8 protein-coding genes and 1 pseudogene are annotated in these 7,607 nt (G+C 42.5%); 3 read left to right on the forward strand and 6 right to left on the reverse strand.

What is annotated here, in order from left to right:
• From WKF69_RS17520 to WKF69_RS17530, 3 genes are all read left to right on the forward strand, one after another.
• On the forward strand, window positions 1–209 hold a 209-nt coding region (locus tag WKF69_RS17520; RefSeq protein WP_340383519.1), incomplete at its 5' end, for an Rnf-Nqr domain containing protein.
• A 30-nt stretch (window positions 210–239) separates the two neighbouring features.
• Window positions 240–1,505 carry an NADH:ubiquinone reductase (Na(+)-transporting) subunit F gene (nqrF, locus tag WKF69_RS17525; RefSeq protein WP_340383520.1) on the forward strand — a complete coding sequence of 422 codons (1,266 nt, stop codon included), beginning with the start codon at window positions 240–242 and terminating at the stop codon, window positions 1,503–1,505.
• Between the two features lie 9 nt (window positions 1,506–1,514).
• Window positions 1,515–2,516 (forward strand): FAD:protein FMN transferase, encoded by a 1,002-nt coding sequence (locus WKF69_RS17530; RefSeq protein ID WP_340383521.1) that lies wholly within the window; start codon window positions 1,515–1,517, stop codon window positions 2,514–2,516.
• Here the strand turns inward: WKF69_RS17530 and WKF69_RS17535 are convergent.
• From WKF69_RS17535 to WKF69_RS17560, 6 genes and pseudogenes are all read right to left on the reverse strand, one after another.
• On the reverse strand, window positions 2,513–2,698 hold the full coding sequence (locus WKF69_RS17535; protein ID WP_340383522.1) for a hypothetical protein: 186 nt from the start codon (window positions 2,696–2,698) through the stop codon (window positions 2,513–2,515). The genes WKF69_RS17530 and WKF69_RS17535 overlap by 4 nt on opposite strands.
• A gap of 85 nt (window positions 2,699–2,783) precedes the next feature.
• Window positions 2,784–4,067, reverse strand: coding sequence for a sodium:proton antiporter NhaD (gene nhaD / locus WKF69_RS17540; protein ID WP_340383523.1), 1,284 nt, complete (start codon window positions 4,065–4,067; stop codon window positions 2,784–2,786).
• A 253-nt stretch (window positions 4,068–4,320) separates the two neighbouring features.
• Window positions 4,321–5,091, reverse strand: a complete 771-nt coding sequence (gene trpA / locus WKF69_RS17545; RefSeq protein ID WP_340383524.1) for a tryptophan synthase subunit alpha — start codon at window positions 5,089–5,091, stop codon at window positions 4,321–4,323.
• Between the two features lie 14 nt (window positions 5,092–5,105).
• Window positions 5,106–6,314, reverse strand: a complete 1,209-nt coding sequence (gene trpB / locus WKF69_RS17550) for a tryptophan synthase subunit beta (protein ID WP_340383525.1) — start codon at window positions 6,312–6,314, stop codon at window positions 5,106–5,108.
• Window positions 6,315–6,357: 43 nt separating this feature from the next.
• Window positions 6,358–6,981 (reverse strand): phosphoribosylanthranilate isomerase, encoded by a 624-nt coding sequence (locus tag WKF69_RS17555; protein ID WP_340383526.1) that lies wholly within the window; start codon window positions 6,979–6,981, stop codon window positions 6,358–6,360.
• A gap of 17 nt (window positions 6,982–6,998) precedes the next feature.
• Window positions 6,999–7,607, reverse strand: a pseudogene (locus tag WKF69_RS17560) (anthranilate phosphoribosyltransferase); the annotation flags it as partial.

Consider the following 7,607-nt stretch of genomic DNA (forward strand, 5'->3'; position numbering starts at 1 on the left):
AAAGGGAATATTCAACTTTAAGTGAAGCTACAGTATTTGGTTTTGGCTCAGGAGTGGGCTGGGCTCTCGCAATAGTTGCACTGTCAGCAATCCGGGAAAAGATCCGCTATTCCAACATTCCAGCTCCGCTGAGAGGCTTAGGTATCACATTCATCCTAACAGGTTTAATGGCTATTGGGTTTATGAGTTTTATGGGTATTACGCTTTAAGAGCACTGTTCAACAGAAAATATCAGCATTATGGTCCTATTAGCTATTGACATCACAACGATCCTGACAAGTGTAGTAATATTCACCGCATTTAATTTAGTGCTTGTTTATATAATCCTTGTTGCAAAAGCAAAACTGATGCCTTCAGGCTTAGTAAAGATCAACATAAACAATCAGGAAAGTATTGAAACTGAAGCAGGTTCAACTCTGCTTAGCACCTTAGCCCAACGAAAAATATTTCTGCCTTCTGCATGTGGAGGTGGCGGCACATGCGCGTTATGTAAATGCCAGGTTCTCTCCGGTGGTGGGGAGATTCTAACTACTGAAGTGCCTTACTTTACACGCAAACAACAACAAGACAACTGGCGCCTCGGTTGCCAGGTAAAAGTAAAGCAGGATATGGAGATTAAAATTCCTGAGGAAGTCTTTGGAATTAAGAAATGGGAGTGTGAAGTAATATCCAATGACAATGTGGCCACCTATATAAAGGAGCTTGTGGTTAAACTGCCTGAAGGCGAATTCCTGGAATTCGAATCCGGCTGCTACATTCAATTAGATGTCCCGGTTACAGAGGTCGACTTTAAAAACGAACTCTACAAAATTGATGACCGCTTTCGCGATGATTATGATAAGTTCAAGATCTGGGATCTTAAAATGAAAAATCCGGAGCCAATATTCCGGGCTTATTCAATGGCCAATCATCCCGCCGAAGGCAACATTATAATGCTTAACATCCGGCTGGCTACTCCTCCTTTCGACAGGCAAGCAGGCGGGTTCATTAATGTGAATCCGGGGATCTGCTCTTCTTATGTGTTCGCTCTCAAGCCTGGTGACAAAGTAGATATTGCAGGCCCTTTCGGTGATTTCCATATTAAACCCACCAGAAAAGAAATGATCTACATCGGCGGCGGGGCTGGCATGGCCCCCCTGCGTTCTCATCTTTTCCATCTCTTTCACACAGAGAAAGAAAGTGAGAGAAAGATCAGTTTTTGGTACGGGGGCCGCTCCCTTAGGGAAGTGTTCTATACCGAGCATTTCCGGGATATTGAAAAAGATTTCTCCAATTTTCAATACAATATTGCCTTATCCGAGCCTTTGGCAGAGGATAACTGGACAGGCTACACAGGTTTCATCCATAACGTGCTGTTTGAAAACTATCTCAAAGACCATTCCGAGCCCGAAGAAATAGAATATTATCTCTGCGGTCCACCAATGATGAATTCTGCCGTTTTTAAAATGCTCGACGACCTCGGGGTTCCGCCTGAGAATATTGCATTCGACGATTTTGGCGGATAACAACATTCTATGAGGCTTGCGCTACTGATCTTTCTGACTTTGCTGACCCTCCTGGGATGCAGGGAAAATCAAACGATTCGTAAGGTTTCCGGTGAAGCTCAGGGCACAACCTGGCATATCACATATTTATCTGAAGACCCAAAGGACCTTAAGCCTGGCATCGACTCGATCCTGAGGGATCTGGACCTTTCTCTTTCTACATGGGTAAAATCATCGATCATCTCCAGGATTAACAGAAATGAAAAAGGTGTAGCTATCGATAGTTATTTCAGGGATGTATTTTTGAAATCAATAAGCGTTTCTGAAAAAACCAAGGGGTTATTCGACGTGACTGTGGGGCCCCTTGTAAACGCCTGGGGGTTTGGGCCGGCAAGAAAATCGGTCATTGACAGTGTGACAATTGACAGTTTAACAAGTTCGGTTGGCTACAAAATGTTAACCCTCGAAAATGATCAGGTCATCAAGGCAAAGCCAGAAATAACTATCGACTTCAACGCGATTGCTCAGGGTTATTCGGTTGACGTCCTGGCAGCATACCTGGCTAAGCATGGGGTAAACGATTATCTGATAGAACTAGGTGGCGAGTTAATAGCAAAAGGTCGCAAAAACAAGGAAAGCTGGACGGTAGGAATCGATCAGCCAGACGAACAGCAAGGGAGCGAACGAAAGCTTCAGGCAATTGTCGAATTAAATAACAGGGCGCTTGCCACTTCTGGCAACTACAGAAAGTTTTATGAAGAAGACGGAAAGAAATACGCCCATATTCTGGATCCCAGAACCGGATATCCTGCAAAACAGAACATATTAAGCGCCACAGTTCTGGCTGAAGATGCTATGACTGCAGATGCCTATGCAACAGCTTTTATGGTAATGGGATTGGAACAATCGAAGCTGTTCCTGTCGAAAAACGAGGATCTCAATTTAGAAGTTTTTTTTATCTATGATGATAACAGCATCTGGAAAACGTATGCTTCCGAAAGTTTGAAAAAGTCAATTAGGGTACTTAATTAGGATTTGCATTTTTCCTGCGGCAACGCTCCGCAGATGCCGCATACTCCTCCTTCATTCTGTAAGAGCGGATTATTACTACTGCAGGTACCTGAAAATTTACCATCCTTTTTTAGTAGTATCCTTATTGCGATGCCTGCAATTGCCAGAGCTAAAAGCACAATACTGATTAAAATGGTAGCCATAATCAAATTTACTAAATTTCAATAAGGCCGGCAAGATCTGCAGGTTTAAATCATTACAGAGGATTCTTAAAGCTTGTCATTGGACTCAAAAACCCAAAAGGTAACGCTGCAATAAAAATATGCCGGCGCCTCCAAGGTAACCAAGCAACGCTAACAAGCTGATTTTTTTCAAGTACCATAGAAAATCAATCTTTTCCATACCCATAGCGGCTACTCCGGCTGCAGAACCAATGATCAAACAACTTCCTCCGGTTCCGGCACAATAAGCCAGGAACGACCAGAAATAATGATCGGTTGGATATGTTGTCATATCATACATACCCATACCAGCAGCCACCAAAGGAACATTGTCTACAATGGACGAAAGCAATCCTATTGAGATTACAATAATATTTAAATTGCCGATCTTTTCATCCATATACGTTGCCACATCCCGTAACTGGCCTGTGGATTCCAGCGCGGAAATAGCAACCAGGATACCGAGAAAAAATAATACGCTTGGCACATCAACCTTTCTAAGTGCATGAACTACTGAATAGACATCCTTATCGGCATCATTTTTCTTTTTATGAATGATCTCTGTTACGATCCAAAGCACAGCAAGGCCAAATAATATGCCCATAAATGGCGGCAGATTCGTGATTGTCTTGAAAAACGGAACGAAAAGCAGAGCGCCAATTCCAAGGAAAAAAACAAACTTCCGCTCAAAAGACGTGGCCTTATCCGTTTGAACATTTTCTTTAACTACAGCATTTTCAATTTTACCGTTCATTGAAAATGATAATATAAAAAGCGGGAGCATGAGACATGCTAAGCTTGGCAAAAACAAATGCAGAATAAGGGTTTCAGTCGTCACCTGTCCTCCAATCCACAACATAGTAGTAGTAACATCCCCTACGGGAGACCAGGCACCGCCAGCGTTTGCTGCTAAAACGACCATACACACAAAAAACATCCTTGTGGGTTTGTCACCTATAAGTTTCCTCAGCAAAGAAACCATCACAATCGTCGTGGTCAAATTGTCAAGAACAGCAGATAGAAAAAAGGTAATGATACTAATGATCCATAATAATTTCCGCTTATCAGTAGTATTGATCCTGCTCGTTATCACTTCAAATCCGTCATGCGCATCTACGAGCTCAACAATTGTCATCGCACCAAGCAGAAAGAACAGTATCCCGGAAATTTGTCCGAAATGCTCATAAAGCTGTTCGGAGACAAGACCAACGTTGGACCCGCTCATAATATAAATGGCCCAGCATAATACACCTGTGAGCAGAGCACTGGCTGTTTTATTTATTTTGATAGGATGCTCGAACGCTATTGCAGCGTAGCCGATAACAAAAACAACAATAATCATTAAGTTCATAGCCTGGATATTTAAGCAATTAAATTCATCTGATTAAGAATATTCCAAGATACAAGTTACAGAACTCTAAAGGTTTATCAAATAAATCAGAAACTATTTTAACTACAATTTAATCAGAAGATTTATCAAATTAACAGATTGATGTGAATTGACGCTTACTAATTCTTTGGAGCTTGTTCGCAGACAGGAGAATCGTATTGCTATGCCAACCTTCAAGGTTCACAGCTTACCAGTATCAAAAAACACTGATCAATTATTGCCGTATAGACTTTAAAAATTCCGGAATTCGATTCAAAGCTTTATCCGTCCCTAAAAACTTCACAAAAGCACTCCCAACAATAGCCCCCCGGGTATATTCAGCAGCTTTACTAAAGCTTTTCTGATCAGAGATTCCAAACCCGATCATGGTCGGGTTTTTTAATTCCATGTCTTTGATCCTTTGGAAGTAAGCATCGCCTTCATTGGAAACCTTCAGATCCTTGCCTGTGGTGGAAGAGGATGAGAGAAGGTATATAAACCCGTTGCTCAGACCGTCAATCTTTCTGATCCTTTCTTCGGAGGTTTGTGGTGTTACCAGAAATATATTGCTCAGGTTATTCCCAAGGAAACAGTTCTTGTAAAGGTTCTCATATTCGTACATCGGCAGGTCTGGAACAATAACGCCATCGACACCCACTTCAGCAGCTTTATTACAAAAATTCTCAACTCCATATTGGAGCACAGGGTTAACATAGCCCATCAGCAACACAGGGATAGATACACGCTTTCTAAGCTCTTTTAATTGTTCGAACAGTATCGGTAAGGTCATTCCGTTGTTTAACGCAACCTGCGAGCTCGCCTGAATTACCGGACCATCGGCAACAGGATCGGAATAAGGGAAACCAATCTCTATAAAGTCAGCACCGCCTTTTTCCAATGCTTCAGCAATATCGAGTGTGCTGTTTATATTAGGATATCCTGCAGTAAAATAGATTGATAATATAGGACTCGTTTTATTCTTAAAAAGTTCGTTAAGTCTGTTCATTATTTGAATAGTTGTTAAAGGTTGAAGTGTTTCATGTAGTTGTCCAGGTCTTTATCACCTCGCCCCGAAAGACAGATCACTACCGTTTCATTTCCTTTGAATTTCATTTTCTCCAAATGAGCCAGGGCATGCGCACTTTCAATTGCTGGAATGATACCTTCCAGTTCGGCTAATAACTTTCCAGCGTCCATAGCTTCATCATCTGTAGCACTAACATACTCGCCACGGCCAGCTTTGAATAAATGTGCATGCTGCGGGCCGATACCAGGATAGTCTAGTCCGGCGGAGATTGAATAGGGCTCTACTACTTGTCCGTCGTCTGTCTGCATTAAGATCGAGCGGCTCCCATGCAACACACCTTCTTTGCCAAGCGCTGTTGTGGCTGCAGATTCGCCGCTTCCAACTCCTAACCCTGCAGCTTCTACGGCTATAAGCCTGACGTTCTCATCATCAAGGAAATGGTAGAACATACCGATTGCATTACTTCCCCCTCCTACACAGGCCATCACTATGTCCGGGTTCTCAGATCCGGTCTGTTCTTTAAGCTGCGCTTTTGTTTCCTCAGAAATAATCGACTGAAACCGGGCAACCATATCTGGATAAGGATGAGGGCCGACAACAGAACCGATTATATAATGTGTGTCTACCGGATTATTAATCCAGTCACGCATTGCTTCATTTGTAGCATCCTTAAGCGTTTTACTACCGGATGTAGCAGGGATCACGGTCGCACCCATCATTTTCATGCGGGCAACGTTAGGAGCCTGCCGCTCAATGTCAATCTCTCCCATATAAACCACACACTCCAGTCCCATTAACGCACAAACGGTAGCAGTTGCAACACCATGCTGACCAGCCCCTGTCTCAGCTATTATCCGCTTTTTACCCAAGTGCTGAGCCAGCAAAATCTGTCCTACCGTGTTATTTATCTTATGAGCTCCGGTATGATTCAGATCTTCTCTTTTAAGGAAAATCTTAGCACCGTATTTCTTGGATAACCTCCCAGCCAGGAACAATGGCGAAGGCCGTCCTACGTAATCCTTAAGCAACTTATGAAACTTTTCTTGAAAAGACGGTTCGTAAATGATCTCCAAATACTTGGTTCGCAGCTCTTCAACGTTCGGATAAAGCATTTCTGGGATATAGGCACCGCCGAAATCACCGTAATAACCTTTATCATTCACCCCCCAGTTCACCGAACTTTTTATAAATTCTCTATTCATAATAGTAGTTCTTGGTTGTTGTTAGTAATTAGTTGTTAGTGGCTTAACTCCTAACTCTTTCAAAAACACTTCTCAATTTGTCGATATCTTTTATTCCTGCGTCAGTCTCAAACTTGCTGTTCAGATCAACACCGTAAAAACGCACGTCCTTAATCTCATTAATTCCATGAATATTATCTGAGCTTAATCCTCCGCTTAGAAAGTAGGGCTTTTTGCCATGATATTTCTCCAGAATCTTCCAGTCAAAAGTTCGTCCTGATCCGCCATGATCACTGGTTTTGGTATCAAACAAGAAGAAGTCTGCAAAATCCTCATAGCCCGAAAGAGTCGCAAAATCAAACTCTTCAGATATCCCGAATGCCTTGATTATCTCAACATGTTTTTCAGTCTGCATGTTGTGAAGAAATTTTCTAAACGACCTGCAAAAATCCGGCGACTCATCGCCATGTAGCTGGACGGCATCAAGGTCATAGTTGATGACCTGGTCTGCAATTACATCCATTGCCTCATTGACAAACACACCGGTCTTTTTTATCGAGCCGGGAATTGCCGCCAGGGCCCCTACCTCCAGGTCTCCAACGAACCTCTTTGAGTGCGGATAAAATATAAAGCCCACATAATCTGGCTTTAATTCCACAAGTCCCCTGATATTTTTAGGTTCTTTCATTCCACATACTTTTATAATCATGCCACTAGTTTTTTAAAGCTTTCCAATGCCTTCTTGCTTACCAATGACTCTTCGGCCTCGTAGAAACAGTCAGCAAAAGAAAGATGTGGTTTTATCGTCCTTATTGCTATCGCTGCATTGCAGATCACAACATTATTCTGCTCTGTAGTTCCGTTCCCATTCAGTACATTCTTGAAAATAGTCGCAGAGTCCTCAACTGTACTCCCTCCCCCTATTTTCAAAGGATCGATCTTGTCGAAACCCATCTGAGATATCGAATGAATGTGCTCGCCGCTTCCGGAGAAGGTTTTAAAATCGCAGGTTAGTGATATCTCATCATACCCTTCGAGCGCATGCACAATGGTATATTTTAAAGAAGATTTTTGATACAGGTAAGCATATAGGCGTGCCAGTTCGAGACTAAACACTCCCACAAGCTGGTTTTGAGGCCGCGCAGGATTAACCATTGGCCCAAGCATGTTGAAAAAGGTTTTAACACCAAGCTCTTTACGAATCGGAGCAACATTTTTCATTGCAGGGTGAAAAAGAGGGGCGTGGAGGAAACAGATTCCAGCACTGTCCAGGCTTCTTCTCAAGGTGTCTGAATCATTTGTGAAGGTATATCC

Origin of the sequence: Daejeonella sp. (assembly GCF_037719425.1) — a bacterium.
Lineage (GTDB): Bacteria > Bacteroidota > Bacteroidia > Sphingobacteriales > Sphingobacteriaceae > Daejeonella.